Source organism: Prescottella sp. GW823-FHT02E09, assembly GCF_058797375.1.
Window position 1 is genome coordinate 490249 of sequence record NZ_JBXAJP010000004.1, and the last position, 24956, is coordinate 515204.

A 24956-nucleotide genomic window follows, 5' to 3' on the forward strand; every position below is an offset into this window, starting at 1 on the left:
ACGTTGCGTTGCACTTTACCCCGTGGCAGGGTGTGGGCATGCCGGTAACCACTCCCGCTGCGGGGCGGGGCGGCCCCCGTAAGCGGCACCTCGTGTTGCAGACCGTTGTCGACGAACTCGCGACGACGTCGTACGCGCAGTTGACGGTCGAGCGCATCGCGGAGGCGAGCGGGGTGCACAAGACCACGCTGTACCGGTGGTGGTCGGGTAAACCCGAACTGGTCGCCGACGCGCTCGCGACGCTCATGGACACCGGGCCGGTTCCCGCCACCGGTAGCACCCGCTCCGACCTCGTGGAGTGGCTGACGGGAACCGTGCGGAACTACGCCGGGTCGCCGCTCGGTGCCGCGATGCCGGCGCTCGTCAGCGACCTGGCATCGACGCCCGAGGGGCTCGACGCCTTCCGGATCGCATTCCTGTCCGAACGCCGCGCCAACTGCGCGGCGGTGATCGAGAGGGGAGTGGCGCGGGGTGACCTGCCGGCCGATCTCGACGTCGATCTGTTCATGGACACGCTTGCGGGGGCGGTGTTCTACCGTCAGGTGGTGACCGGCGGCCGGGTCGACGCCGACACCGCGGCGCGGGTGGTGGACCTGCTGCTACCGGCGCCGGGTGGCACCGGCCAGTAGCGCGGCCGCGACGAGAACGATCGCAGCGCAGACGAACGCCGACCGGAAACCATCTCCCAGCATCGGGGTGACTGCGAGCGGTCCGAGGATCTGCCCGAGTCCGTACACCGCTGTCAACGCCGCTGCCGCGCGTGGAATGCCGAGTCCGAGAGCCGAATCCATGGCGAGCAGAGTGATGCCCATGAAGGTCCCACCGAACAGGATCGCGGCGATGACGGCGGCCGCGGGACCGGCGACCAGCGCGGGAAGCAGTGCCGAGAAGGCCTGCAACAGGAGTGCCAGTGTCAGAAGCGATTCCGCGGACCAGCGGCGCATCGCCCGTGCCCACAGGAGCGGTGAGGGGATCGCGGCGAGGCCGACCACCACCCAGGCCGCGGGGCCGGTCCACTCCGCGCCGCCGGCCGACACCGCCGCGACCAGGAATGTGCCGAGGATGATGTAGCCCAGGCCCTCGAGGAAGTAGGAGGTGCCGAGTGTCCACCAGCGCGCCGACGGCGAGGTATGTACTCGGGAGCTGTTGTGGTGCAGGGGAGGAGGAGACCCCGGCGGCAGGCTCCAGGCGACTGCTGCGTAGCCGGCCGTGATCGCGGCAGCGACGGCCCACAGCACGTTCCACGGCACGACCGGTCCGAGCACGACGACAAGGATGCCCGACGTCGCGATTCCGGCCCCGACGCCGGTGAACGTCACCCCCGCCGACGGATGACCGACCACGGCTGTGGCGCAGTACACGAAGATCGCGGCGCTGGCGATGCCGGCCACGACGCGCGCGGCAAACCACAGTCGGACGTCTGTACCGACGATCATCACCAGTTCGCTCGCGATCAGGGCGAGGATGGACGAGCGGAACAGCACCCGCGAGCGTGCGCCGGACGGGAGGAAGGCCAGCGCGATCGCGCCCAGGAAGTAGCCGAGGTAGTTGGCGGTCGCGACCAGTGCGGTGTCGGAGTGCGAGACCCCGGTCTGCTCCTGCATGAGTGGTAGCAGTGGGGTGTAGACGAATCGGCCGACCCCCATCGCTGCGGCCAGTCCGGCAGCGGCGCGCACGACCGTCACACGGGCATGCCGGGGCGGTGCACCCGTCTCGGTCCGGGTCGGCACGTTCACTGGGTCCCCCTTCGTCGTCTCGACGCTATGCGGGGCAGACGCCGTACGGAAATGCCGCTTCGGCGGCAACTATGCTTGTTGGTTATGAATGTGGAGCTGCGGCACGTGCGGGCGCTGCTCGCGGTGATCGATGCCGGCACCTTCACGGCTGCCGCCGAGCGGCTGAACATCACGCAACCCGCGTTGACCCGAACGATCCAACAGCTCGAAGCGACACTCGGAACCCGACTACTGGAGCGCACCTCCCGGTCGATGACACCGACCGTGGACGGGCGGGCGTTCGCCGAACGCATCCGCCACGTCCTCGGCGATCTGGATGCCGCGATCGCGTCCGCGCAGGCCAACCGGACGGTACGGCTCGGATTCAGCTGGCTGCTTCCCGACCCGTGGGCGCACGACACGATCGTCGCATGCGAGGAACGCTCGGGCGCGAGAGTGTTGCTGCAGCGATGCGACGATCCGCAGACCGCACTGCGTGACGGCGTCATCGATGCCGCGGTGATGCGCGGGGAGGTCGCCGGTGGAGTGCTGGCGGTGCACCACCTGTTCTCGGAGCCGCGGGTCGCTGCCGTCAGCGCCCGCTCGCCTCTCGCGAAGCGGGGCACGGTCACGTGGGCCGAGTTGGGAACGTATCCACTGGTCGTCAACACGTTGACCGGGACGACCCACGCCGAGTCCTGGACGGAGCCGGACCCGCATCGAGAGATCGTGACCTGCACCAACTTCGACGAGTGGTTGGAACTGGTCGCCGCCGATCGCGGGGTGGGGGCGGTGCCGATCGCCGCTCGACGACGCGTGCACCATCACAACGTACGGTTCGTCGACATCGACGACGCCGCACCGACCGCGGTGAGTCTCGTCTACGTCGCATCCCGTGTGACGCCGCTGGTGCGGGTCCTGCGGGACTGCGCGCTCGCCGAGGCTCACCGCGTCCGGCGGTGAGTCAGCCGACCTGTCGCTCGCCGGCGGTCACCTCGGCGCCCACGGTCCGACGCAGTGCGGCCACCAGGGCCGGCCGGTCATTGCCGTCGACCACCGCGGCGATGTGGGCATCGGGGCGGACGACCCACACCTCGTTCGCCTCGGACCGCGTTGCCGCCGTGAGCAACCCGGTGGCGTCGACGTCGGCGAGTGCATGGAGCCGGATCGGGGCGTGCGTGGCCGCGAGCGCGATCCGCCGGACGTCGGCCGGATCCACATCGCTGCCGTGCAGCAGCAGCACGCCGTGCCGGGCGATCTCCCGGAGTCGGGCGCAACTTTGCCCGCGCACGGTCACCGGGACGTCGGGTACCAGGACTCCGGGCACCGGGTCCGGTGCGACGCCGCGGACCGGGCGTCCGGCGAAGGGGCGCTGGGGATCCGGAGTGGTCAACGGGGAGTCGACGTACCAGAACGGCTCCGCCAGGCGACCGGAGTCGACCTCGGTCCGGGCCTGTGGATCGGCGACCGCGGCTTCGAGCACCGACAGGCGGCGGGCGTGCTGCTCGTCGGTCTGCGGCACCAGGAAGTCCATCGTCGCCGACGTGACCGCGAGGTTCTCGGCCGCCGCGGCGCGGCGTTCCAGGTCGTACGTCTCGAGCAGTGCCGGATCGGCCCAGCCGCGCAGCACGAACGCGAGCTTCCATGCCGCGTTCTCGGCATCCCCGACACCCGAATTCAGTCCCCGCGCGCCGAACGGCGACACGATGTGGGCGCAGTCGCCCGCCAGCAACACCCGGCCAACCTGCATGCGGTCGGCGAGGCGGGCGTGGAAGCGGTACACCGACTTCCACACGATCCGGTACGGGGTGTCGCCGATGATCTGCCGGATCCGGTCGTTCAGCGCGCCGCTCTCGACCTCGGCGTCGAGGTCGTAGTCGCCGGGAACCTGCCAGTCGATGCGGAAGGTGGAGTCGGGGCACGGGTGGATAAGCACCTGCCGACCCGGATTCCACTCCGGGTCGAAATAGAAGCGCCGCTCGTTGGCCCAGCCCGGGATGTCGGCGCGGATGTCGCAGATGAGGAACTTGTCGTCGAACGACCGGCCGGGGAATCCGACGCCGAGTTGCCGGCGCAGCTCGCTGCTGCGGGATCCGGTGGCGAGTACCGCGTAGTCGGCCGCGACCGTCACCGGGCCGGCCTCGGTGGCGCACCCGAGCCGGACCTCGGATCCGTCCTGCTCGATCTGCTCGACCGGGTGCCCCCATCGCACGTCGATGAGCGGTTGCCTCGCGATGGCCTCGTCGAGGAGTTCCTCGGTGCGGGCCTGCGAGACGTTGACGAAAGGCGGGAACGGCGACTGCCCGTGGTCCACGAACTGCTGCGAGAACAGTTCGTGTCCGCGGTGGAACGTGCGCGCGGTGTCCCACGTGACGCCCTCCGCGGCGATCTGCTCGCCGACACCGATCGCGGCCCACACCTCGAGCACGTCGCGCTGCTGGCAGATCGCCTTGGAGCCGATCGGGTCCCGCTCGGCGCGGCCGTCGAGCAGGACGACGCGCACGCCCCATCGAGCCAGCAGCAGTGCCGTGGTCTGGCCCACCGGTCCGTTGCCGATCACGGCCACGGTGCCGGTGTGAATGTGGTTGACGCCCATCGAAAGATCCTCCTGTTACCGCTGTAGCCGGCTCAGCCCTGCAGCTGGGCCCAGACCTCACGGTCGCGGTCCGCGGTCCAGATGACGGGGCGTTCGATGCCCGACAGTTCGTCCCACACGCGCGAGACGTCGAACGGCAGGCAGTGCTCGAAGATCGGCCAGTGCCCGTACTGCTCGAACAGGGCGGCGTGGGTTGCCTCGAACGCCTCCTTGAGGGTGCCGCCGCGCCGCTGCACGGCGCCGACCTCGGCGAGCATGACGTCGAGGAAGTGGCGAGTCTGCTCGATCGCGGCGTCGACCTCGTCCCGACCGCGGCTGACGGCACCGCGGCCGCCGATCAGCGCCTCGGCGCCGAGGGCCTTGATCCCGTCGAGAGTGCCGGTGGCCCAATCGCGGTGGAAGGCGTCGCCGGTGTAGAGCGCGGCCTGCGCCTCCACGAGGTCACCGGCGAAGAGGATCTTCTGCTTCGGCAGCCATGCCACGATGTCACCCTCGGTGTGGCCGCGGCCGAGGTATTGGAGGACCAGTTCACCACGGTCGCCACCGAGATCGATGGTGAGCCGGTCCGAGAACGTCATGGTGGGCCAGGTGAGGCCGGGCACCGACTCGGCGCCCTTGGCCAGGCGCGGCATGCGGCCGAACTCCGACGCCCAATCCTCCTGGCCGCGTTCGGCAATCAGCTTGTGGGTGTTCTCGTGCGCGACGATGATCTCGGCGTCGAACGCGGACGCGCCCAGGACGCGGACGGCGTGGTAGTGCGAGAGCACCAGGTACCGGACGGGCTTGTCGGTGTGCCGGCGCAGCTTGGCGAGCCAATCCTGTGCGGCGACGGGCGTCGCGAGAGCTTCGAAGCACACGACGAAGTCCTCGCCCTCGATCGCGCCGAGGTTGGGGTCGCCCTCCGCGGTGAGTGCGTACACGCCGTCGGCGAGCACTTCGAGGGTCTGCTCCTTCTCGCCGAGGTCGGCAGAGGAGGCGAAGGACAGTGCGGACATGGGGTCACCTCGAATAGTAAAAGCTTTGACTGAATATTTGGACAAGGTAAGCGGTGTCACACGCGATATGCAAGCCTTTGACCAAAGTTTCGGGGAAACGGCAGGTACGGGCTCTACTCTGGCGGCATGACCGACGCGGAACGCGACGGCGGCGACGGCCGCGCGACTCCTGAGAATGTGGACGATCTGGACTTCCTGTCCTTCGTGGATTTCGCCGTGCGCAAGACGACGCGGGCAATGCCGGCGGTCGATCCGATCTCGATGAAGCTGGTCCTCGAGCTGACCCGGGTGGCCAGCGCGCTGGTCTACGACCTCGAATCCACCGTCCACCGGCCAGGCGGCTGGAGCTGGCCGGGGTTCCGGGTGCTGTTCGTGCTCTGGCTCGCCGGTCCGAGCGAGGCCAAGCGGGTCGCGAAGCTGTCGGGTATGAGTCGGGCCGCGGTGTCGGCGCTGGTCAACACCCTCGAGCGGGACGGGTATGTCATTCGCCGGCGTTCCGAGGTCGATCGGCGTGCGGTCGAGTTGAGCCTGACCGATGCCGGTCTCGACGCGATCACCACGACGTACGCCGACCACAACCGGCGCGAGCAGGTCTGGGCGGACGCGCTCACGAAGCCCGAGCGGATGGTCCTGATCGGCCTGCTCGAGAAGCTGGCGACCGCGTCATCGGTGGAGATCCACACCCGGGATTGACCGGACCGATCGGTCGACTTCCGGCGATTTCACGCCGGGTCCTTGCGTCTTGTGAGCACCCTCACTTACGGTATGCCGACACTCAGTGATCAAAGGATTGATCACATACTCCGTTCATACCCTCGAGGTGACCCATGTCGATTGGTCTGTCCCCGGCCGATGCCGCGCCCCCAGACTCCCCTTCCGCTCATCCCGGACTCGACGCGATCCTCGTCGTCGCACGCCGTCGTCGCCGCGTTTCCCTGGGGTCGGCGGCCGTCCTGCTGACCGTGTTCATGGGCTACATCGCCCTCACGACGTCGACCACCGTCCTGTCCGGCCGCTGGGGCGGCCTCGGCGTGGCGTACTGGGTGGGCTTCGCCATCTTCGCGGGCATCCTCGTCGTCGCACAGATCTACGTCCGCTGGGCGCGTCGGATGGACGCGATCATCGACACTCACCTCGCATCACTCGATGACACGAAGGACGGTGAATGACAATGGGTTTGAGTATCACCATCGTCGTCGCGATCATCGGTGTCACGCTCGCGATCACATATCTGGCCGCCAAGCGCAACACCTCCACGGACTCCCACTACGTCGCCGAGGGGCAGGTGGGGCCGATCGGCAACGGTCTCGCCATCTCCGGTGACTACGTCTCCGCGGCGTCGTTCCTCGGCATCACCGGGCTGATCGGTCTGTCGGGCTTCAACGGCTTCTACCTCGCGACGGCCGTGCCGTTGGCGTACCTGCTGGTGCTGCTGATCATCGCCGAGCCGCTGCGCAATCTGGGCCGCTTCACGCTCGCCGACGCCGTCGCGGCCCGGTTCTCCGGGCGCGGGCTGCGCGCGTGCCTGGCCGTCACCACCATCGTCATCTCGGCGATGTACATGGTGATCCAGTTCGTCGGCGCCGGCCTGCTGGTGCAGGCCCTGCTCGGCATCAAGTTCTGGGTCGCTGTGGTGGTGCTGGGCCTGCTCATGGTGGTGTACACGATGTTCGGCGGGATGCTGGCCACCACGTGGGTGCAGGTCCTCAAGACCGGCCTGCTGCTCGGCGGCACCGCGCTGATCCTGTTCCTGGTACTGATGCGGTACGGCCCCAGTCCGCTGCACGTGGTCGACGCGCTCCCGGATGCCATGGTCTCGTCGCACGAGCAGAGCACCACCAAGACCTTCGACATCATCTCGCAGCAGCTCGCGCTCGCCCTGGGCGTCATGGGTCTGCCGCACGTGATGGTCCGCTTCCTCACGGTCAAGGACGCGAAGGCCGCCCGCAAGTCCGGAGTGGTGGCGCTGTGGATCTTCAGCGCGTTCTACGTCGTCCTGCCGTTCATCGGGTACGGCGCGCTGCGTGCGCTGGGCTCCGAGGAGATCGCGAAGGCGCACCCGCAGGGCAATCTCGCGGTGGTGCAGCTGGCCCGCGAGCTGGGCGGACCGGTGCTCGAGGCGGTCATCATCGGCATCACGCTCGCGACGATTCTCGCGGTGCTCGCGGGCGTTGCGATCGCGACCTCCGGTGCCTTCGCGCACGATCTCTACACGCACGTCATCAAGAACGGGAAGGCCTCGGCCGAAAAGCAATTGAAGGTCGCACGCATGTCGCTGCTCGGCATCGCAATCGTCGCGATGTTCCTCGCGCTGGGTGCCAAGGGCTTCAACCTCGGCTTCCTCGCGAACGTCGCCTTCGCGGTCGCGGCCAGCACCAGCCTGCCGGTGTTGCTGCTGAGTATCTACTGGAAGGGCTTCAACCGGGTGGGCGCCACGTGGGCGCTCGTCGGCGGACTGATCGTCAGCCTCGGCCTGGTCGCGATCAGCCCGAACATCCTCGGACCGACCGGACTGATCCACGGCGTCGACCCGATCTTCCCGCTCACCATCCCGGCGCTGGTGTCGGTGCCGGCCGGGTTCCTGCTCGCCTACCTGGGTTCGCTGGTGGGGCGGTCGAAGCCCGATGCCGCGGGCACGGACTTCGCCGAGATCGAGCGGCGGGCGCTCATCGGGCGCTGACCCGACACGAATCCCGAACACCACGACGACGATCCGGCCGCCCACTTGCGGCCGGATCGTCGTGCCGGTTGCGTCGGCCCCCGTTGACGCACGAGGGCATGATCGCTACACCTCGACCACGACGAGGCGGACCGATGTCACGACGCGCTACCGGTCCCGAACGGGGACGGTGATACGTCGAACTGCAGTGTGGTGGAAGCGGGATCACCGACGGGCGGCGCGGAGGTGAACACGGCCGTGTAGCGCCCGGCTTCGTGGATACGGGTCGCGACGGTGGCGCCACCGAGTGTGAGCGGCACCGTGACGGTACGCAGATCGCCGTCGGGTTCGGTGATCTCCATCAGGATCGGGGACGTACCGTCCGCGCCCACGGGCGTGGGGGAGACGCCGACCGCCAGGCACACGGCGCCCGCGAATCCGGCTGCTGCCATGGAGTTCCGGAACAGGCTCAGGCGAATCCCCTTCGTGTCGACGATGTGTGGGGTCGTTCGTGAGAGGGTCCCGACCAGACTGACGACCGGTCGGCGTCGTGTGAGCCGAACGAGTCCGGACGCGAAGGATTCACCCGTGGAAGGTGAGCCGTGGTGATGGCCGCGGCTCAGAACCCCCAGCCCAGGACGGCCGCGCGATCGGCCCCGAACGCCAGGTCGAGCAGTGCCAGATCGCGCTCGGAACGGGCGGTGACCCGGCCCGCCGCCGCGAGCCGCCGCGCCCGGTGTGCGCCCAGATACAGGCTCCCGAGTGCGTCCAGATCCATCGAGACGTGCGGCGACGCGTCGGTGCGCCGGCATTCCGCTCTTCCTTCCCGCACCGTCAACGCGAACGTGCCCCCGGCGTCCAGATACGGATCGCGGACCTCGACGACCGTGTCGATATCGACCGCGTACGTGCGTGCCTCGAGCGCGGCCGGGACGTCCATGACGCGCAGCCACAGGTCGTCCCCGACGCGGGTGGTGCGGGGTAGACGGTAGTCGGTGAGCATCAGCCGCAGTGCGTCGTCGGGGTGCTGGGTGACCTCGATGCGCTTCATCAGATCCAGGCCGCACAGCGTGCGCCACAGCGCCGCGTGCGCGTCGTCGGTGACCGCGACCAGTTCCTCCACGGACGCCACCATGTCGTCATCGCTGCCGCGCCGGCGGAACATCGCGTAGCCGTCCGGATGGGTCAGATAGAACAGCGCCGATCCGCCGTCGCGGTACACCTCGGGATCGGCGAACGTGTAGTCCCAGTGCGCCGGTGGCCGGTTCTGTGCGCCCGGCGTGATCCGGCGCCAACGTTCGTAGATCGCGGGCAGGCGATCGGCAGCCGTTTTCGCGTCGGTCAGGGTCACACCACCCGGGTCGGGGGCATCGGCGCGGAACGAGGCGAAGCGGCGATCGATCGTCACGCCGGTGGTCACCGTCGCCGGACCGTAGCCGAAGCGGCCGTAGATCCCGGCGTCGCTGGCGGTGAGCGCCGCGAGCGGGGTCCCGGTGGCCGCGATGTTGCGGTGCAGGTGCTCGAACAGCGCCCGCAGGACGCCGCGACGGCGATGTGTCGGAGCCACCGACACCCACGTGACGCCGCGCGCCGGCACCTGAGCGCCGCCCGGCACGGTGAACTCGAGCGGCAGATCCATCGCCAACCCGATCGGGGTGCCGTCGTCGATCGCGACCACGACGTCCTCGATCCGCGTCAGGGCGCGGGTGAGGGTGCGGTCCTGACCGGTCGGGTGATAGCCGAAGGCCACCGCGTCGAGCAGTTCGAGGGCCGGCCAGTCGTCGTCGGTGGCGGTGCGGACGGTGATCGAGGGGTCGAGCGTCATAGCTGTCGATGGTGGCAGATCCGGGCCGGGAAGGCCCGTGAGTTTTCAGCGCTTGCCGAACCGCAGCTTCCACGGCACCAGCGCCGACTCGAGCTGCACGGCCAGGCTCATCTTCGATACGCCCTCGATGCGCTCCTCGAACCGGATCGGTACCTCGGCGATCTTCATCCCGCGGCTGGTGGTCCGGTAGTTCATCTCCACCTGGAACGAGTAGCCGTTGCTGTGGATCGACGTGACGTCGATCGCCTCCAGCGTGCGCGCATGCCAGGCCTTGAAACCCGCGGTCGCGTCCTTCACCCCGAGTCGCAGGATCGCGTTGACGTATCGGTTGGCGAACGCCGACAGTGCCTTGCGGTGCCACGGCCAGTCGCTCGCGACCGCGCCGCCCGGCACGTACCGAGAGCCGAGGACGACCGCAGCGTCCGTCGTGGTGAGCGTGCGGATCATCGTCGGGATGACCTCGGCCGGGTGCGACAGGTCGGCGTCCATCTGCACGACGATGTCCGCGCCCTCGGCGAGCGCCCGGGTCATGCCGGCCACGTAGGCGCGACCCAGACCGTCCTTCTCGGTCCGGTGCAGCACCCCGATGGGCAAGGAGGAGTCGATCGCGAGCTTCTCCGCGACGTCGCCCGTGCCGTCGGGGGAGTTGTCGTCGACGACGAGCAGATGCAGGTTCGGGACCTCCAGCGCCGCCAGCAGCTCGACGAGCTTCGGCAGATTGTCGCGTTCGTTGTATGTAGGTACAACGACGGTCGTCTTGGGCGAGCTGCTGTCCATGGGACCTTCCTGATCACGCTCTGTCGTCTAGGCCAAAGGCGAGTGTGGTCATGAATGGAAGCGATAGCAACTCATCTGGAGTTTTGGTGCCGTCAGGATGCCGGTTCCGTGATATTCACCATCCACGAGACCCCGAAACGGTCCGCGCAGGCGCCGAACACGTCGCCCCACATCTGCTTCTCGAGCGGGACCTGGACGGTCCCGGACCCCGACAGCTTGTCCCAGTAGCCGCGCAGCTCGTCCGCGTCGTCGCCGCTGAGGCTCACCGCCATGTCGGTGCCGGCCTTGTGTTCCATACCGGGCGGAGTGTCCGCACCCATGATCGTGAACCCGTTGTCGGTCTCGAGCATCGCGTGCATGATCTTGTCGTTGTCGCCCGGCGCGCCGAACTCGCCGAACGTGCTCATCTTCAGCGTGCCGCCGAACACGCTCTTGTAGAACTCCATCGCCTCGCGCGCGGTGCCGGCGAAGCTGATGTAGGGATTGAGTCGAGAGGCCACTGGATGCTCCTGAGGTCGTCGCGGATACTGCCGATCGATGACGCGGGAACTGCTCTTCGTGGTTTCGACGCTACCGCCGATCGTTCGGTGGCGAGGTCGTTCGAGGAGAGCGCCACGGTGGGACGGCCGCGAGTGTCGCGGCCCGCAGCGCCCACTCCGCCGGTCCGTACGGGTGCGCACGCAGCCACAGTCGGCTGACGATCATCTGGGCGGCGAACACGATCGGCACGAGAACGATCACGGCCGCCGGTGGAAGCCGATCGACCAAGCCGAAGCCGTAGCCGGTGAACAGCACACCCAGCGCGAGCGACTGCAGCAGGTAGTTGGTGAGCGCCATCTTGCCCATCGGGGCCAACGCGGTCTCGACGCGTCCGCCGCACGCCGTCCGGAACAGCAGGATCGCGGCCACCACGTACGTCGCGGTGAGTGCCGGTGCCGTCAGCTGCCCGAACCCGAACGCCACCGTCTCGAGCCCGCCGCCCGGTGCGTAGGCGGCCGCGAGTGCGTATGCAGCGGCTCCGATCAGTCCGAGGGGGAGCCCGAAGCGCAGCACTCGGTCGGCCACGGGGCGGTAGCGCTCCGGGTTCGCGAACATCCGCACGCGACCTGCCGCGAACCCGAAGAAGAACATCGCCATCGCGCTCGGCGCCTGCAGCACCGCGAGCGCGCCGAGGGTCTCCGCGAGATGCCCCGAATGGAACCCGAGCGTCGCGGCCGGGTCGCCCCGGAACGCCGCGAGCTTCCCGGCGGCGTCGACCGCGGCCGAACCGGCGATCTCGCCCGCGGCCAGTTGCGCGAGGCCGAGGAGCATCCAGACCGCGGACGACCCGACGATCAGTGCCGCGCCGAGCCGGAGTGCCGTCGACGGCGAGATGTTCCGGCACGCCAGCAGCACGAGCCCCAGCACGGCGTAGGTCGAGAGGATCTCGCCGTAGTAGAGGAACGCGCCGTGGAGGAGTCCGAGGACCAGAAGCCCCGTCTGCCGCCGCAGCATCCGCGGCACGAATCCGCGTCCCGCACGCTCGGCGGCGGCCATCTGCAGGGTGAAGCTGTACCCGAACAGGAAGGAGAACAGCAGGTAGAACTTGGTCTCGAACAATAGCGACACCGCGAACCGCACGGCATGATCGAGCCCGCTGTCGAACCCGGGGTTCGTCTCCGTCGATGCGTAGTACGGATCGGCGAAGGCCCAGATGTTCACGGCCAGGATTCCGAGCAGGGCGAACCCGCGCAGCGCGTCGACGTTCTGCAGACGTCGGGCCCGCTGCGGGGCCCGTGACGTCGTGTCGGTCACGACGCCACGCCCCGGAGAAGCTGGCTCACGATGCGCCGAAGCACCGCGGACTGTGTTTCCGGCCGGAAGTCGGGATCGGCCGCGACGCGGGCGAACATGCCGTCGACGAGCGCGGCGACCCAGGTGGCGGCGTCCGCCGTGCTCAGGTCGGTGTCGAGTTGGCCCGCGTCGTCGGCGCGTTCGAGCAGATCCTCGAGCCCCTTCCGGAAACTCAGGTCGTTCGCCTTGAACAGCACCGCCACATCGTCGTCGCGGTGAGCGAGCGCCGAGACCTCCAGCGCCAGACCGGAGTATGTGTGATCCGCAGCGAGACGGCAGACGTCGTCGAGCAGGAGTAGCAGCGCGCCGAACGGGTCGTCCGCGGCGCCGAGTTCCGCGACCGACGACGCGGTCTCGGTACCGTCGCGCTCGATCAGTGCCAACAGCAGCGCCTGCTTGGTCGGGAAGTAGTGGAAGAGGTTGCCGGAACTCATGCCCGCGAGCGCGCAGATGTCGGCGGTGCGGGTGGCGTGATACCCCCGCTCGGCGAAGCAGCGGGCCGCCGCGTCGAGTAGCTCGGTTCGCTTGGCTCGGCGTGCTGCCTCGTCGACGGTTCGCATGCGCGCTCCCAGGGTCGGAATTAATAAATTGAGCAGTCACTTAATTAATAACCCACGCGTGAGCCGGTGGCAAACAGGAACGAGAGAACCCGGACGGTCCTGGGTCGGGGACAGGACCGTCCGGGTGTTTTGCGGGCAGTCGTCAGAAGACGAGCTTGCGCGCAAGCTTGGCGATGGTCATCTGCTCGAGACCGAGACCGTCGGCGAGGTAGGAGACCGGGCCGCCGTAGTCGGCACGCATCTGCTCGAATCCGGCCTCGAGGTAGCTCCGCTCGACGGCCAGGACGGGTTCGAGGTTGAGAGCGGCCTGGTCGCCGAGGGCGCCCCGGATCTGGGCGAGGGTGCTCGCGTTGGACTCGGCCAGGTACTCGTTGCTGAGCAGGTAGTCGTCGAAGACGGCCCGCTCGGGAACCCCGGAGATGCTCAGGAGAAGCGCGGCGATCCAGCCGGTGCGGTCCTTGCCGGCGCTGCAGTGGAACAGCACGGGACCGTCGCTCTCGGCGATCTCCGTCAGCAGCTGCTTGAATCCCTCGCGCCGCGCCGGATCGGTGACGAAGCTGCGGTTGGTGTCCTCCATGAACTGCCGGCCCTGCTCGGGCGACTGGATCGTCTGCGCGAGCGTGATCAGGTCCCCGAATTCGACCGGGATGTGCGTGTACTCGGCTCCCTCCGGAATCCTGTCGGGCCCGCCGACCATCGGATTCGAAATCTCGGACTGGCCACGGAGGTCGTAGATGTGCGTGACGTTCAGCGTCGACAGGGTCGCCAGGTCCTCGTCGCTGGCGGACGAGAGGGCGTCGGAGCGGTAGAGCACGCCGCGCTTGAGGTGACGGCCGGCGAGGGCCTCGTAGCCGCCATCCTCGTTGCCGGCGACGTCCCGGAAGTTGGGGACCGATGCCAGGCGCGGTGTCGCGTCGAGGTGGACGTCGGACGACGCCGACGCGAGCGATCCGAGGGCGCCCTCGGGAATCGGCAGCTGGCCCAGGTCGAGTGCCGAGGCGATCATGTTGCCGGAGAGGAACATTCCTCCGGCGAGGAGCAGTGCCGTGGCGGACCGGGCGGTCCGCGTACGTAACGGGCTGGAACCAACCTTCATCTCGTGTTCCTTTCGCGGTGGAGTATCAGGGGGCGACGTCACCGGCACCGGTGAAGCCGTACCGGTCACACGGTCCGATGACCGCTACCTCGAAAAGTCCTGAACCGATGAATGTCTCGCCGTTCTCGCTCAGGGTGAACCGGGCGAGGTTGTCGACCGGGCAGAACATCTTCTTCCACGGTTCGATGTCGGCGACCTTTTCGCGCAGACCCTGGACCACCAGTTCGCCCTGCCACATGCCGTGGCGCCAGTCCTGCTCGAGTCCGTATCCGGTGCCCACCCCGAGGTAGTGGGGGAGTACCGGTTCGCAAGCCACGGTGAGGACGTCGTCCGGCTTGCCGTATCCGCCGGGTCGGTGGAACTCGAGTGTTCCTGCCGCGACCTCGCGCCCCCCGGAGATGAAGGTCAGGTCGTGTTCGGGGCGCCCGAGCCACTCGGGCTCGCGGGTGCGGTCGGTCCACACCCGGGTGGCGTCCTGGATGATGCGGCGGCCCTGTCGGTCCTCCTGCATGATCGCGACGATCGAGAAGTCGTCGAACTGCATGATCGTGTAGATCCAGAAGAAGTTCTGGTCGCCCGCGGTGGACGGGTCCGCTCGGCGTCCCGGCGGTTCGGCTTCGCCGACCGGACGGACACCCCACGACCGGTCGCGGTTGCCTCGCCAGGTGTCCGGGGTGACCGGAATCGTCTCGCCGTCGACGGTGAGAATGCCGCTCCACGAACCGGTCTGGACGAATCGCTGCGTGTCGAAGGTGACCCGCTCGAGCTGGCGGTGGAAGTGTCGTGCCTCCAGTGCGGCCGGCACATCGGACTCGAAGACGAGGTCGAACGACAGGTCCGACGCCTCCGGTGTGGGATCGAGGACGACGCGCAGGCGGTGCAGTCCCTCGAGCACCTCGATGCGGAGGGGTCCGACCGCGACGTCCATGCGATCGGAGCCGAGGGCCTTCGAGGCGCGGGTGACGATGTGGTCGTTGCCGCGGCGGAGCACCGCGAAACCGTCCGTGACACCGAGATTCGGGTACTGGCCGAGCCCGATGATGAGGAACAGGGGTTCGCCGTCGTAGTCGAGGCCGGGATGGCAGTTGAAGTAGTAGCGGTCGTAGAAGTTGCGGTCGGAGGTGCCGACGTGGCGGATCGGTTCGGCGATCTGGTGGACCGGGTAGTCGTCCATGGGAGAGAGCATCAGGCGACCCCCTGCCCGTTGACGCGGTCCCAGTAGGTGCCGTCGAGCATCTCCTCGACGGTCTTGCGGTGCAGGATCATGTCGTCCGGATCCTCCGGCGCCTGGGCCTGGCCGAACGCGACCGCGCGGCTCTGCACGCGGAACATGATGATGGCGTGCCGAAGCGCGGCGTAGAACGTGTAGAAGTCCAGGTCCGACGCGTCGTGACCGGTCAGGTCGCGATACGTCGCGGCGACGTCGGCGCGACGGAGGAAGTCGGGCAGCCCGGGCAGCCCAGCCACACCGGCGAGGTCCTCGAAGAACCTGTGGATGAAGATCATCCAGCCCAGGTCCAGTTCCCGCGGTCCGAGGGTGGCCATCTCCCAGTCGAGCACCGCGACCGGTCGGAAATCCCGGTACATGATGTTCCCGATCCGGGAGTCGCCCCAGCACAGCACGGCGGGGCCCGCGACGGTCGGCCGGTGCTCGTCGAGCCAGTCGAGGCCGCGCTCGATGAGTGGCGAGCGGGGGCCGGACTGCGTGGCCCATTCGTAGTAGCGGCGCTGGCCGGCCACGTGTGCGGCCAACGCGGCGTCCGCGGTGACCGGGCCCGCCCCGAGCTCCGTGGCGAGACTCGGAAAGAGTTGGGCCGGTTCGGGGATCGCGTGCAGATCGGCGAGGATCCCGACCGAGGCGGCCTGCAGTTGCCGGCGGTCGTCGGCAGAACCCTCGGACAACCAGGAGCCGAAGTTGTACGGCATCACGTCCGGTGGCACCAGGCCGTCGACGCGCTCCATCACGAAGAACTCACCGCCGAGGGCCTCGGGTGAGGACTCGGACCAGTACACGCGCGGCACGGGGACCGCGGAGTGCTCGCCGATCGTCCTGATCACGTCGAACTGCTGGTCGATGTCGTACGACGGGAAGATCGGGACCCCGGACGGTGCCGGGGCGATGCGGGCCACCAGGTCGTGGTGAAGCCGCTCCCCGCCCTCGTTCCACAGGGCATCGAAGAGAACGGTCTCGTTCGACATCCCGTTCGCGGCGGGTACCTGGACGTCGGTGACCTGCGGGTCGGCACCCGCGGGCAGCTTGGTGCCCAGCCACTCCTGGAGACGGGCCCCCAACTCGGCGGGATCGGTCCGGGACTGGCCGGGTCTGGCGACCTCGGAGAAGTCCTGGTCCTGCGCGGTGTTCTCGGAACTCATTACGCCCCTTCGACATCGGAGGCGCACGGCGCCTCGCATGCGTGAATTCGATGCGGTCCAACTGGGTGCAGCGGTACGGCAGAAGAGCGGGTGGGTCGACGGCCCCGGTGTGCCGGCGGGGCGGGAAGAGCTTCTAGCCGATACATTCCGTATCGACTACGACGTGACACAATGTAACGCCCGTCACATATCTACGCAAGGGGTTTCACCGATGTCCGAGAAGCGGCAAGCGCAGCACCGTCTGGGGCCGCAGCGAAATCCCGAGATCGACGACGCGGTTCTGCAGGCCACGCGCGAATTGCTGGTCGAGAACGGGTATGCGGGTACGTCGATCGACGCGATCGCGACAAGGGCCGGCGTGGGGCGGCCGGCCATCTACCGGCGCTGGCAGTCCAAGGCGCACATCGTCCATGACGCGGTGTATCCGGTGGCGGAGTCCGAGAACGTGTCGGACCTTCCGATCGGGGAGGAGGTCGAGCGGCTCACGTACGGCGCGGTCGCGCTGTTCGGCGGTCCGGCCGCGCGCGAGGCGGTACCCGCACTGATGAGCGAGGTCCGCACCGACGAATCGCTTCGCCAGGCGCTGCTCACCGACCAGCTCGAGGTGATCCGTGAGCAACTGGGGCGGCGGCTGGGCGCGGCCGTGGCCGACGGTGAGGTGCGGCAGGGCATCGACCACGACACCCTGCTCGACGTCATCGCCGGGACGGCGATCTTCGCGCAGTCGGTTCGTGACGTCCAGGACCAGGACAAACTGTCGGCGGCGCTGGTCGACATCGTGCTGCACGGCATCCTGCCGCGCTGAGTCCGGGCCGGGTCAGCCGGCGAGTTCGTCCGGGCCGATCGCGTCGGACTGCCATTGCCGGGAACCGAGCGGTGAGTCCAGTCGCAGCCGGGCCCAGAGCGCCCACGCCGCGGCTACGGCGATTCCGATGGTGAGTGCGGCGCGTGTCCGAGGGGTCATGCGGACAGCATAGGGGCGACGCGAATATTCGTGTCGCCCTAGGCGAGTATCGGCTACTGTGCCGTGGTCAGGAGGGCGCATGGACCGTGACAGGAGCGTCGGCGGATCGCCGCCGACGGATCGGGTGATGTCGGTGATCGAGCTGATCGCCGGGCGCGGTGCGCCGTGCACCATTGCCGAGGTGGCGGACACGCTGTCACTCAGCCGATCCACCGTGGGCGCCATCCTGGGAGCGCTCGACGTTCGCGGCTGGGTGCGCCGCGAACCCAACCTGAGCTACCGTCTCGGTCCCCGGCTGGCGGGGGTCGGGGAGGCTGCCCGCACCGCCCTCGGCGCGCCCGACGGGGTCGACGACGCGCTCGCGCGACTGTCGGAGGCGGTCGACTGCGGTGCGGCGCTCGGTGTCGTGTCGGCCGCGGAACTGACCTTCGTCGGGGTCAATGCCGGCCGCGGACGACTGCCCGCGGGCATCGGGATCGGTGCCGGGCTGCCGCTTCGGGCGCCCGCAGGGGCGGCCGTACTCGCCTTCGCCGAGCCTGTGCGGCAACGGAAGTGGATCGAGACCGCCCCACGCGATCATCGTGACGCGATCGCCGCGGCGTTGCCGCGAATCCGGTCCCGCGGCGTGGGGGTCTGGGGTATCGGGGCCGCCGACCCGCGCACGCTCGACGTGCTGGCCGAGGTGGTCGAACATCTCGCCGAGAATCCCACTCGACAGCCCCTGCGCGAGCGGGTGCTGGCGTTGCTCGGGGGGATCAGTGGACATCCTTACAGCGCAGATGATCTCGACAGCATCGAGGCCCTCCCGGTCAGCTACCTCGTGGCACCGGTCTTCGCGGCGGACGGTCGTGCCGCGTGGGAGCTGCAGATCGGGCCGTTGCGCTCCGCGGTCCCGCGGGACGAGCGAGCGCACTACATCGAACACCTCACCCGAACCGCTCGGGAACTGGATGGAAGAACAGGAGTGGACACATGAGCGCTGCCGAGGATCTGGTCACGGAGTTCTGCGGTTCGTGGGCCGACCCGGACCCTGCCGTGCTGGCGAGCTACTTCACGGAAGATGCGGTCTACCACAATATTCCGATGGATCCGGTCAAGGGGCGGGACGAGATCCGGGAGTTCATCGCGGGCTTCGTCGCGGCCTTCGACGGCATCGACTTCCGGATCCACAAGCAGGTCTCGTCCGGTGGCACTGTGATGAACGAGCGGACCGACGTGCTGCGCGGTCTGGGGAAGGAGACCCCACTGCCGGTCATGGGTGTCTTCGAGGTGGTGGACGGCAAGATCGCCGCGTGGCGCGACTACTTCGACATGGGTGCGATCACCGCGGCGTTCGGAGGCTGACCGCGCGCCGCACGCGCGGAAACTACACAACGAATGCGCCGAAAGAAACCCCTTACGCAATAGTTGGACGTCCTATAACCTGCGTCACATGAGTGACGATCCGCGCACCGACACCGTCGACGGCGTGCTGCGCCGGGCTGCCGCACGGCAGCCCGGCCGCACCGCTCTGACCTTCGACGACCGCACCTGGACGTACCGAGAACTGGACGACGCCGTCACGCGGGGAGCCGCGCGCCTGCTCGGGCTCGGCCTCGCGCCGGGCGACCGGGTGGCCGCGTACGGCGTGAACTCCGACGCCTACGTCATCGGCTTCCTGGCCTGTGCCCGCGCCGGCCTGGTGCATGTCCCCGTCAACTACGCGCTCACGGGCGACGAGCTGCACTACCTACTGGCACAGGCGGGGGCACGGGCCGTGCTCGTCGATCCGAAGTTGGCGTCGACGCTGGATTCGGTGCGCGACGCTCTCGCTGTCGAGCACGTGATCCCGCTGCGCGACGACGCCGGTTCGCTGCTCTCGTCCAGCTCCGCCGGCGAGGTGCCCGACTACCGGCCGGGTGCGGCGGCGGGCGATCTGGTGCAGCTGCTCTACACGTCGGGAACCACGTCGAAGCCCAAGGGCGCCATGATGACCCACGGCGCGCTGGTCCACGAGTACGTGTCGTCGGTGATCGCGCTCGGGTTGGCGGCCGACGACAATCCGTTGATCTGCATGCCCCTGTACCACTCCGCGGGCATGCACGTGTTCATGCTGCCGTACCTGTCGGTGGGTGCGACGGTGAATCTCATGCAGTCCCCGGACATTCCGGAGATCCTGCGTCGCATCGAGGCCGACCGGATCGGGTCGCTGTTCCTCGCGCCCACCGTCTGGGTGCCGCTGGCGAGTCATCCCGATCTCGAGAGCCGGGACCTGTCGTCGCTCACGAAGGCGCAGTACGGCGCGTCGATCATGCCGGTCACCGTGCTCAACCGCCTGCGCGAGCGGTACCCGGCGCTCGGCTTCTACAACTGCTTCGGGCAGTCGGAGATCGGACCGCTCGCGATGGTTCTCGGGCCGGAGGAGCACGAGGGGCGGCCGTCGTCGTGCGGGCGGGCGGTGTTCTTCGTCGAGGCTCGTGTGGTGGACGCCGACGGCAACGACGTCCCGGACGGTGAGCCGGGCGAGATTCTTTATCGTTCCCCGCAACTGTGCCAAGGATATTGGGACAATCCCGAGGCGACGGCGGATGCGTTCCGTGACGGTTGGTTCCATTCCGGGGACCTGGTGACGCGGGACGACGAGGGGTACGTGACGGTCGTGGATCGGATCAAGGACGTGATCAACACCGGAGGCATCCTCGTCGCGTCCCGCGAGGTGGAGGATGCGCTCTACACCCATCCCGCCGTCGCGGAGGTGGCCGTGATCGGCACCCCGGACGACAAGTGGATGGAGGCGATCACCGCGGTGGTGGTGCTGCGGGACGACTCCGGATCCGTCGACGCCGAGTCGCTCATCGAGCACGTGCGGGGCAGGATCGCACCCTTCAAGCTGCCCAAGCAGATTCACTTCGTCGACGCGCTTCCTCGGAACCAGAGCGGGAAGCTCCTCAAGCGAGAACTCCGTACCGCCCTGGATTCGGTCTAGCATCTGTCGCGGGTCGGCGTGACGACGTGAACGGCCCGGCCTCAACGGAAAACGTTGAGGCCGGGCCGTTCACGTGTGTCTGTGGTGAGAGCGGCGAGGGCTACCAGTTCACCGCGACGCCGCTCGCGCCCAGCCAGATCAGCGGATCGACCTGGATGCCGGCCGGGTCCCAGACCTCGAGGTGCAGGTGCGGTCCGGTGGACTGGCCACGGTTGCCGACCGTGGCGATCTGCTGGCCGGTGGCCACACGGTCGCCGACACTGGTGGTGAAGCTGTCGACGTGCCCGTAGACGGTGATGTGGCCGTCGTCGTGCAGCACGCGCACCCACTGGCCGAAGCCGGATGCGGGGCCTGCATTGATGACCACACCGCCGGCAGCCGAGAAGATCGGCGTGCCGAGGTTGGCACCGACGTCGATGCCGTTGTGGTGGGTGCCCCAGCGCGGTCCGTAGCTCGAGGTCAGGAAGCCGGCGACCGGCTGGACTACGGGCGGCGGCACCGGAACGATCACCGGTACGGGCATCGGCGCCGGAATCGGCGCGGCCTGCGGCTCGGGCGCCGGTGCGGGCGCCAGCAGCCTGGGCGCGGGCGTCCACGCGTCGGCCGACGTCGGCGTCCACTGTGTCGGGGCGACCTCCGGTGCGACGGGCGTTGTCGGGATGTCGATCCCGGGCAGGAACGGACCGGCCGGCACCTGGAGCTGGACGTTGCCGACGGTGGGCAGTCGCAGCGGCGCCGCCGACGCGGTGGCAGCGCCGATCTGAATGCTGCCCGTGAGCAGTGCGCCGGTGGTGATCGCGACCGCTGCGGCCTTGAGGGAAGGATGACGGCGCAGGGACTTCAGGGTGTGGGAACTCATCGTCCTGTGGGGATTGGCCACAGTGGATACCTCGTCTGTGTCTCTGGTCGGCCCGGTCGGGAACCGCGACCTCGGATCTTTCGTCACGGAAATGTAACAAAGCGATATCGACTCGTCCACCGTGACCAAATCTTTACCTGGGTGGTTTATGTACCAACCGGTTTCGAGGAAACGCGCAGGTCAAAGCCACATGAGCCCCAAAGCGGACAGGCGGGCGGGCGGCATTCCGGAGATGTCGTACCGAGGGGTCTGGTCGACTTACGTGGCGTATGCCGAGGTGAGCGCGTGTCCCGGTCGTCGCAGGCGCGTAAATTACGTCACTGTGACACAGGTGCGAGCGGCGCTATGCGCTCGCGCCGGGCAAACAAGATCGATCGGGCGCACGATTCGCAGCTCGCGCCGACGAAAAGTGACAGCGATCTCCCCGGTCCGGGAGCTCAGCCCTTGAGCTTCTTCATCGTCAGGTGCGATTCGATCTTCGAGATGGCCGGCTGTTCCATCAGCTTGGTGCGCAGGAACACCTCGAACGCGTTGAGGTCGGCGACGGCGACGCGGATGAAGTAGTCGGGCAGGCCGATCATGCGGCGGAACTCGACCACCTCGTCGAAGGCGCCCACCTCGTTCTCGAACTGTTCGACCGTCTTGCGGTCCTGCGAGACGATCTCGGCGTTGACGATCACCTCGCACCCGCGTCCGACGGCGTCGGGGTTCACCAGCGCCTGGTAGCCGACGATCACGCCGTCGGCCTCGAGGCGTCGCACCCGCCGCAGGCACGGTGACGGCGTCAGCCCGACCCGATCGGCCAGTTCGGCATTGGTGAGCCGGGCGTTCGAACGCAGCTCGTGCAATATTGCGCGGTCGAGATCATCCACAGCAGAATGTTGCGCCCGATCGCTGCCGAAGGCAATATCCGGCAATCAACTGCCATCGACTCGGCACTATTATTGCCTCGTGACCAGCGCGTTTCCCGAACAGTGTGTCCCGGGCCTCGAAACTTCCCCCGCCGAGTCGCGCCGGTCCGACGCCCGCGCCGCGGCCCGCGACACCGTGTCCGTCGGGTTCGGGCTGTTCCCGCTCGGGCTGGCGTTCGGGCTGCTGCTGGTGCAGTCCGGGTTCCACTGGTGGTGGGCGCCGATCTTCTCCCTCATGATCTACGCGGGCTCGCTCGAGTTCCTTGCGATCGGGTTGGTGCTGGCGGTGACGCCGCTCGCGTCGGTCGCGATGACGACGTTCCTCGTCAACTTCAGGCACGCGTTCTACGGCCTGTCGTTCCCGCTGCACCGGGTGCGCGGTCCGCTCGCGAAGTTCTACAGCATGTACGCGCTCACCGACGAGGCATACGCGGTCACCGCCGGCAAGGATCCCGGCACCCTGAGCAGTCGGCGCATCCTCTTCATCCAGGTGTTCTGTCAGTTGTACTGGGTGCTGGGCGGTGTCGTCGGCGCGGTCGTCGGCAATGCGATCCCGATGCAGCTCGTCGGCCTGGACTTCGCGCTCACCGCATTGTTCGTGGTGCTGGCGCTCGACGCGTTCCGCGCCCGCCGGGACATCCCCACCCCGATCCTGGCGCTGCTGAGCGCACTGGTGGCCCTGGTGATCGCGCGTGAGCAGATGCTGATGGTCGCGATGACGCTGTTCGTGGCGGCGCTGCTGGTCCGTTTCCTGCTGCACCGCCGGAAGGCGAAGGGGGCCGTCGATGCCTGACGTCCCGTACATCCTGACCGTGCTCGCGGTGATCATGGCGGTCACCTTCGCGCTGCGCGCCGTGCCGTTCGCGATCATCGCGCCGCTGCGCTCGTCGGCACTGGTGCACTACCTGGGCGCGCACATGCCGGTGGGCATCATGCTGATCCTCGCGGTGTACACGCTGCGGAACGTCTCGGTGGCGCCGTCGTCGCTGACGCCGGCGGTCGTCGCGCTGGCCGTCACCGTCGGCCTGCACCTGTGGCGCAGTCACGCTCTGCTCAGCATTGTCGGCGGCACCGCGGCATACATGGTTCTCGCGAACTGGGTGTTCGGCTGAACTGCTGAGCGCTGTTCGTCGCGGCGATGTGCACGCTCGTCGCAGGTTTCGGGCGCGTCAGCGATCGATACCCGCATTGCGGAGCGAAATCCGCACGTCAGAGGCCTTTCTCTCGATGGAGGCGGACATTTCATCGGCATGTCGAGAGTTAGCCTTGTCACTGTGACCTCGCGCATGGACGAAGCCGGCTCCCTGTCGAACCCGACCCGGATCCGCAATTCGCTCTTCCGGAACAAGGTGACCTCCGCGGAGGAGGCCGTCACGTTCATCCACCCCCACGACACCGTCGCGATCAGTGGATTCGCCAGCGCCGGCACGCCCAAGGCGATCATTCCCGCGCTCGCCGACCGCATCCACGCGGTCCGCGGCACCGGGGCGAACTTCACCATCAACCTCCTGACCGGAGCCTCGGTGTCGGCGGGCACCGAGCGCCTCCTCGCCGAGGTCGACGGCATCTCACTGCGGATGCCGTACCAGTCCGAGCCGACCGCGCGCCGCAACATCAACAGCGGCCGGATGGATTACGTCGACATCCACCTCTCGCATGTCGCGCAGCAGGTGTGGGAGGGCTACTACGGCAACGTCGATGTCGCGGTCGTCGAGGTCGCCGGGATCACCGAGTCCGGCGAGCTGATCCCGTCCGCGTCGATCGGCAACAACAAGACGTGGCTCGACGTGGCCGACAAGGTCATCCTCGAGGTGAACTCGTGGGTGCCCGACGCGATGGCCGGCATCCACGACGTCTACTACGGCACCGCGTTGCCCCCGTACCGCAAGCCGATCCAGCTCATCTCGGTGGAGGACCGCATCGGCCAGCCGACGCTGCGGGTGGATCCGAACAAGGTGGTCGCGGTCGTCGAGACGGACGCCCGCGACAGCGCGAGTCCGCTGACTCCGCCGGACGAGATCAGCCAGGCCATCGCGGCGCACGTGCTCGACTTCTTCGAGTACGAGGTGTCGCAGGGGCGACTGCCCGCGGACGGTCTGCTGCCGCTGCAGTCCGGCATCGGCAACGTCGCCAACGCGGTGCTGCAGGGCCTGGACGCCGGCCCGCACAAGGGACTCACCTGCTTCTCCGAGGTGATCCAGGACGGGATGCTGCACCTCATCAAGCACGGCACGGTCCGGTACGCGTCGGCGACGTCGCTGGCGCTGTCGGAGGCCGGCATCGACGAATTGGTGTCGAACATCGACTTCTACCGCAAGCACATCGTGTTGCGGCCGCAGGAGATCAGCAACCACCCGGAGATCGTCCGGCGCCTGGGCATCATCGCGATGAACGGGATGCTCGAGGCCGACATCTACGGCAACGTGAACTCGACGCACGTCATGGGCACCCGGATCATGAACGGGATCGGCGGCTCGGGTGACTTCGCCCGCAACGGCTACCTGTCGATGTTCCTGAGCCCGTCGACGGCCAAGGGTGGCGCGATCTCGTCGATCGTGCCGATGGTCCCGCACGTCGACCACACCGAGCACGACGTCCAGGTCCTCGTCACCGAGCAGGGGCTGGCGGATCTGCGAGGGCTGTCGCCGCGTAAGCGATCCCGCGTCGTGATCGACAAGTGTGCCCACCCCGACTACCGGGCGATGCTGCTCGACTACGTCGACCGTGCCGAGCATTCCCCGTCCTCGGGCCACACCCCGCATCTGCTCGGCGAGGCGCTCGCGTTCCACCAGCGCTTCGAGGAGACCGGGACGATGCGCCGGAACTGA

Annotated in this window: 27 protein-coding genes; 12 read left to right on the plus strand and 15 right to left on the minus strand. The window is 68.2% G+C overall.

Features of this window, described 5'->3' with window-relative positions; genetic code table 11:
• Window positions 1–38 precede the first annotated feature (38 nt).
• Window positions 39–629, plus strand: a complete 591-nt coding sequence (locus AC1RIF_RS12930) for a TetR/AcrR family transcriptional regulator (RefSeq protein WP_492601752.1) — start codon at window positions 39–41, stop codon at window positions 627–629.
• Here AC1RIF_RS12930 and AC1RIF_RS12935 read toward each other — a convergent pair.
• A complete protein-coding gene (locus tag AC1RIF_RS12935; protein WP_492601753.1) occupies window positions 600–1736 on the minus strand; it encodes a YbfB/YjiJ family MFS transporter in 1137 nt (378 codons plus the stop codon). The genes AC1RIF_RS12930 and AC1RIF_RS12935 overlap by 30 nt on opposite strands.
• An 84-nt stretch (window positions 1737–1820) precedes the next feature.
• On the opposite strand from AC1RIF_RS12935, the gene AC1RIF_RS12940 reads away from it, so the two are divergent.
• The gene (locus tag AC1RIF_RS12940; protein WP_492601754.1) at window positions 1821–2678 is read left to right on the plus strand and encodes a LysR family transcriptional regulator; all 858 of its coding nucleotides are present in this window, start codon (window positions 1821–1823) and stop codon (window positions 2676–2678) included.
• A gap of 1 nt (window position 2679) precedes the next feature.
• On the opposite strand, the gene AC1RIF_RS12945 is transcribed toward AC1RIF_RS12940, so the two are convergent.
• Together AC1RIF_RS12945 and AC1RIF_RS12950 are read right to left on the minus strand one after the other, a co-directional pair.
• A complete protein-coding gene (locus tag AC1RIF_RS12945) occupies window positions 2680–4311 on the minus strand; it encodes an FAD-dependent monooxygenase (protein WP_492601755.1) in 1632 nt (543 codons plus the stop codon).
• A gap of 32 nt (window positions 4312–4343) precedes the next feature.
• Window positions 4344–5306, minus strand: a complete 963-nt coding sequence (locus AC1RIF_RS12950; RefSeq protein ID WP_492601756.1) for an MBL fold metallo-hydrolase — start codon at window positions 5304–5306, stop codon at window positions 4344–4346.
• Window positions 5307–5432: 126 nt separating this feature from the next.
• On the opposite strand from AC1RIF_RS12950, the gene AC1RIF_RS12955 reads away from it, so the two are divergent.
• From AC1RIF_RS12955 to AC1RIF_RS12965, 3 genes are all read left to right on the plus strand, one after another.
• Window positions 5433–5999, plus strand: a complete 567-nt coding sequence (locus AC1RIF_RS12955) for a MarR family winged helix-turn-helix transcriptional regulator (protein WP_492601757.1) — start codon at window positions 5433–5435, stop codon at window positions 5997–5999.
• A gap of 134 nt (window positions 6000–6133) precedes the next feature.
• Window positions 6134–6475 carry a DUF485 domain-containing protein gene (locus AC1RIF_RS12960; RefSeq protein WP_492601758.1) on the plus strand — a complete coding sequence of 114 codons (342 nt, stop codon included), beginning with the start codon at window positions 6134–6136 and terminating at the stop codon, window positions 6473–6475.
• 2 nt (window positions 6476–6477) lie between these two features.
• Window positions 6478–7986 (plus strand): solute symporter family protein, encoded by a 1509-nt coding sequence (locus AC1RIF_RS12965; RefSeq protein WP_492601759.1) that lies wholly within the window; start codon window positions 6478–6480, stop codon window positions 7984–7986.
• 137 nt (window positions 7987–8123) lie between these two features.
• On the opposite strand, the gene AC1RIF_RS12970 is transcribed toward AC1RIF_RS12965, so the two are convergent.
• From AC1RIF_RS12970 to AC1RIF_RS13010, 9 genes are all read right to left on the minus strand, one after another.
• On the minus strand, window positions 8124–8417 hold the full coding sequence (locus AC1RIF_RS12970) for a hypothetical protein (protein WP_492601760.1): 294 nt from the start codon (window positions 8415–8417) through the stop codon (window positions 8124–8126).
• Window positions 8418–8584: 167 nt separating this feature from the next.
• Complete coding sequence (locus AC1RIF_RS12975; protein WP_492601761.1) at window positions 8585–9790, minus strand: enhanced intracellular survival protein Eis; 1206 nt, start codon at window positions 9788–9790, stop codon at window positions 8585–8587.
• A 45-nt stretch (window positions 9791–9835) separates the two neighbouring features.
• On the minus strand, window positions 9836–10567 hold the full coding sequence (locus AC1RIF_RS12980) for a polyprenol monophosphomannose synthase (protein WP_492601762.1): 732 nt from the start codon (window positions 10565–10567) through the stop codon (window positions 9836–9838).
• 92 nt (window positions 10568–10659) lie between these two features.
• Entirely contained in the window at window positions 10660–11067 is a 408-nt protein-coding gene (locus AC1RIF_RS12985) for a VOC family protein (RefSeq protein ID WP_492601763.1), read from the minus strand.
• Window positions 11068–11137: 70 nt separating this feature from the next.
• A complete protein-coding gene (locus tag AC1RIF_RS12990) occupies window positions 11138–12361 on the minus strand; it encodes a DUF418 domain-containing protein (RefSeq protein WP_492601764.1) in 1224 nt (407 codons plus the stop codon).
• Window positions 12358–12960 (minus strand): TetR/AcrR family transcriptional regulator, encoded by a 603-nt coding sequence (locus tag AC1RIF_RS12995; RefSeq protein WP_492601765.1) that lies wholly within the window; start codon window positions 12958–12960, stop codon window positions 12358–12360. The genes AC1RIF_RS12990 and AC1RIF_RS12995 overlap by 4 nt, the downstream gene beginning before the upstream one ends.
• Before the next feature lie 142 nt (window positions 12961–13102).
• Window positions 13103–14056: a tyrosine-protein phosphatase gene (locus AC1RIF_RS13000; protein ID WP_492601766.1), complete on the minus strand. Its 954-nt coding sequence runs from the start codon at window positions 14054–14056 to the stop codon at window positions 13103–13105.
• A gap of 25 nt (window positions 14057–14081) precedes the next feature.
• Window positions 14082–15242 carry an Rv3169 family protein gene (locus tag AC1RIF_RS13005; protein ID WP_492601767.1) on the minus strand — a complete coding sequence of 387 codons (1161 nt, stop codon included), beginning with the start codon at window positions 15240–15242 and terminating at the stop codon, window positions 14082–14084.
• Entirely contained in the window at window positions 15242–16429 is a 1188-nt protein-coding gene (locus AC1RIF_RS13010; RefSeq protein WP_492601768.1) for a phosphotransferase family protein, read from the minus strand. The genes AC1RIF_RS13005 and AC1RIF_RS13010 overlap by 1 nt, the downstream gene beginning before the upstream one ends.
• Window positions 16430–16640: 211 nt before the next feature.
• Here AC1RIF_RS13010 and AC1RIF_RS13015 point away from each other — a divergent pair, with 211 nt between their 5' ends.
• A complete protein-coding gene (locus AC1RIF_RS13015; protein WP_492601769.1) occupies window positions 16641–17234 on the plus strand; it encodes a TetR/AcrR family transcriptional regulator in 594 nt (197 codons plus the stop codon).
• 12 nt (window positions 17235–17246) lie between these two features.
• Here AC1RIF_RS13015 and AC1RIF_RS13020 read toward each other — a convergent pair whose 3' ends face one another.
• Window positions 17247–17393: a hypothetical protein gene (locus AC1RIF_RS13020; protein ID WP_492601770.1), complete on the minus strand. Its 147-nt coding sequence runs from the start codon at window positions 17391–17393 to the stop codon at window positions 17247–17249.
• Between the two features lie 79 nt (window positions 17394–17472).
• Between AC1RIF_RS13020 and AC1RIF_RS13025 the strand changes: the two genes are divergently transcribed.
• The 3 genes from AC1RIF_RS13025 (at window position 17473) to AC1RIF_RS13035 (ending at window position 20358) form a co-directional block, all read left to right on the plus strand.
• On the plus strand, window positions 17473–18369 hold the full coding sequence (locus AC1RIF_RS13025) for a helix-turn-helix domain-containing protein (protein WP_492601771.1): 897 nt from the start codon (window positions 17473–17475) through the stop codon (window positions 18367–18369).
• Window positions 18366–18737, plus strand: a complete 372-nt coding sequence (locus tag AC1RIF_RS13030) for a nuclear transport factor 2 family protein (protein ID WP_492601772.1) — start codon at window positions 18366–18368, stop codon at window positions 18735–18737. The genes AC1RIF_RS13025 and AC1RIF_RS13030 overlap by 4 nt, the downstream gene beginning before the upstream one ends.
• A gap of 88 nt (window positions 18738–18825) precedes the next feature.
• The gene (locus tag AC1RIF_RS13035) at window positions 18826–20358 is read left to right on the plus strand and encodes an acyl-CoA synthetase (protein WP_492601773.1); all 1533 of its coding nucleotides are present in this window, start codon (window positions 18826–18828) and stop codon (window positions 20356–20358) included.
• Window positions 20359–20458: 100 nt separating this feature from the next.
• Here AC1RIF_RS13035 and AC1RIF_RS13040 read toward each other — a convergent pair whose 3' ends face one another.
• Window positions 20459–21217 (minus strand): M23 family metallopeptidase, encoded by a 759-nt coding sequence (locus AC1RIF_RS13040; RefSeq protein ID WP_492601774.1) that lies wholly within the window; start codon window positions 21215–21217, stop codon window positions 20459–20461.
• A 437-nt stretch (window positions 21218–21654) separates the two neighbouring features.
• Window positions 21655–22089 carry an Lrp/AsnC family transcriptional regulator gene (locus AC1RIF_RS13045; protein WP_492601775.1) on the minus strand — a complete coding sequence of 145 codons (435 nt, stop codon included), beginning with the start codon at window positions 22087–22089 and terminating at the stop codon, window positions 21655–21657.
• Window positions 22090–22168: 79 nt separating this feature from the next.
• On the opposite strand from AC1RIF_RS13045, the gene AC1RIF_RS13050 reads away from it, so the two are divergent.
• The 3 genes from AC1RIF_RS13050 (at window position 22169) to scpC (ending at window position 24956) form a co-directional block, all read left to right on the plus strand.
• On the plus strand, window positions 22169–22921 hold the full coding sequence (locus AC1RIF_RS13050; RefSeq protein ID WP_492601776.1) for an AzlC family ABC transporter permease: 753 nt from the start codon (window positions 22169–22171) through the stop codon (window positions 22919–22921).
• On the plus strand, window positions 22914–23240 hold the full coding sequence (locus tag AC1RIF_RS13055; protein WP_492601777.1) for a branched-chain amino acid transport AzlD family protein: 327 nt from the start codon (window positions 22914–22916) through the stop codon (window positions 23238–23240). Before AC1RIF_RS13050 ends, AC1RIF_RS13055 begins: the two co-directional genes overlap by 8 nt.
• Window positions 23241–23414: 174 nt before the next feature.
• Window positions 23415–24956 carry a succinyl-CoA:acetate CoA-transferase ScpC gene (scpC, locus tag AC1RIF_RS13060; protein WP_492601891.1) on the plus strand — a complete coding sequence of 514 codons (1542 nt, stop codon included), beginning with the start codon at window positions 23415–23417 and terminating at the stop codon, window positions 24954–24956.

What these genes read in the sequence shown, in the direction of transcription:
- AC1RIF_RS12930 (WP_492601752.1), top strand. Translation starts at nt 39, where the DNA reads ATGCCGGTAACCACTCCCGCTGCGGGGCGGGGCGGCCCCCGTAAGCGG.
- AC1RIF_RS12940 (WP_492601754.1), top strand. Translation starts at nt 1,821, where the DNA reads ATGAATGTGGAGCTGCGGCACGTGCGGGCGCTGCTCGCGGTGATCGAT.
- AC1RIF_RS12945 (WP_492601755.1), bottom strand. Translation starts at nt 4,311, where the DNA reads ATGGGCGTCAACCACATTCACACCGGCACCGTGGCCGTGATCGGCAAC.
- AC1RIF_RS12950 (WP_492601756.1), bottom strand. Translation starts at nt 5,306, where the DNA reads ATGTCCGCACTGTCCTTCGCCTCCTCTGCCGACCTCGGCGAGAAGGAG.
- AC1RIF_RS12955 (WP_492601757.1), top strand. Translation starts at nt 5,433, where the DNA reads ATGACCGACGCGGAACGCGACGGCGGCGACGGCCGCGCGACTCCTGAG.
- AC1RIF_RS12960 (WP_492601758.1), top strand. Translation starts at nt 6,134, where the DNA reads ATGTCGATTGGTCTGTCCCCGGCCGATGCCGCGCCCCCAGACTCCCCT.
- AC1RIF_RS12965 (WP_492601759.1), top strand. Translation starts at nt 6,478, where the DNA reads ATGGGTTTGAGTATCACCATCGTCGTCGCGATCATCGGTGTCACGCTC.
- AC1RIF_RS12970 (WP_492601760.1), bottom strand. Translation starts at nt 8,417, where the DNA reads ATGGCAGCAGCCGGATTCGCGGGCGCCGTGTGCCTGGCGGTCGGCGTC.
- AC1RIF_RS12975 (WP_492601761.1), bottom strand. Translation starts at nt 9,790, where the DNA reads ATGACGCTCGACCCCTCGATCACCGTCCGCACCGCCACCGACGACGAC.
- AC1RIF_RS12980 (WP_492601762.1), bottom strand. Translation starts at nt 10,567, where the DNA reads ATGGACAGCAGCTCGCCCAAGACGACCGTCGTTGTACCTACATACAAC.
- AC1RIF_RS12995 (WP_492601765.1), bottom strand. Translation starts at nt 12,960, where the DNA reads ATGCGAACCGTCGACGAGGCAGCACGCCGAGCCAAGCGAACCGAGCTA.
- AC1RIF_RS13000 (WP_492601766.1), bottom strand. Translation starts at nt 14,056, where the DNA reads ATGAAGGTTGGTTCCAGCCCGTTACGTACGCGGACCGCCCGGTCCGCC.
- AC1RIF_RS13005 (WP_492601767.1), bottom strand. Translation starts at nt 15,242, where the DNA reads ATGCTCTCTCCCATGGACGACTACCCGGTCCACCAGATCGCCGAACCG.
- AC1RIF_RS13010 (WP_492601768.1), bottom strand. Translation starts at nt 16,429, where the DNA reads ATGAGTTCCGAGAACACCGCGCAGGACCAGGACTTCTCCGAGGTCGCC.
- AC1RIF_RS13015 (WP_492601769.1), top strand. Translation starts at nt 16,641, where the DNA reads ATGTCCGAGAAGCGGCAAGCGCAGCACCGTCTGGGGCCGCAGCGAAAT.
- AC1RIF_RS13020 (WP_492601770.1), bottom strand. Translation starts at nt 17,393, where the DNA reads ATGACCCCTCGGACACGCGCCGCACTCACCATCGGAATCGCCGTAGCC.
- AC1RIF_RS13025 (WP_492601771.1), top strand. Translation starts at nt 17,473, where the DNA reads ATGGACCGTGACAGGAGCGTCGGCGGATCGCCGCCGACGGATCGGGTG.
- AC1RIF_RS13030 (WP_492601772.1), top strand. Translation starts at nt 18,366, where the DNA reads ATGAGCGCTGCCGAGGATCTGGTCACGGAGTTCTGCGGTTCGTGGGCC.
- AC1RIF_RS13035 (WP_492601773.1), top strand. Translation starts at nt 18,826, where the DNA reads ATGAGTGACGATCCGCGCACCGACACCGTCGACGGCGTGCTGCGCCGG.
- AC1RIF_RS13040 (WP_492601774.1), bottom strand. Translation starts at nt 21,217, where the DNA reads ATGAGTTCCCACACCCTGAAGTCCCTGCGCCGTCATCCTTCCCTCAAG.
- AC1RIF_RS13055 (WP_492601777.1), top strand. Translation starts at nt 22,914, where the DNA reads ATGCCTGACGTCCCGTACATCCTGACCGTGCTCGCGGTGATCATGGCG.
- scpC (WP_492601891.1), top strand. Translation starts at nt 23,415, where the DNA reads ATGGACGAAGCCGGCTCCCTGTCGAACCCGACCCGGATCCGCAATTCG.